This window comes from Parendozoicomonas verongulae (genome assembly GCF_009711465.1).
In the GTDB taxonomy this organism is placed as follows: domain Bacteria; phylum Pseudomonadota; class Gammaproteobacteria; order Pseudomonadales; family Endozoicomonadaceae; genus Sansalvadorimonas; species Sansalvadorimonas verongulae.
The window spans coordinates 1,573-1,799 of record NZ_SMME01000689.1 but is presented as its reverse complement, the minus strand read 5'-3'; positions in this window follow the sequence as shown (position 1 = coordinate 1,799).

Here is a 227-nt window from a genome sequence, read left to right as displayed (position 1 = left end):
ATGCCTCATATCTTTGGCTTATCCTGACCGCTGTTCCCGCTAGTATTGTTGATGCGGGTACTGATAAGCAGGTGAGTAGCTGCACGCTTGTTTTGCCATCAGGTGAAGGAGAGGTAGATATCGTCTCAACAGGCCGTATCCGCACATCATCACCTGCCGTTCAGCCCTTGGACGATACATTTTGTGTATCGGATCCAGAAAATAGCCTGCTCTGCCAGGGGGTTGGA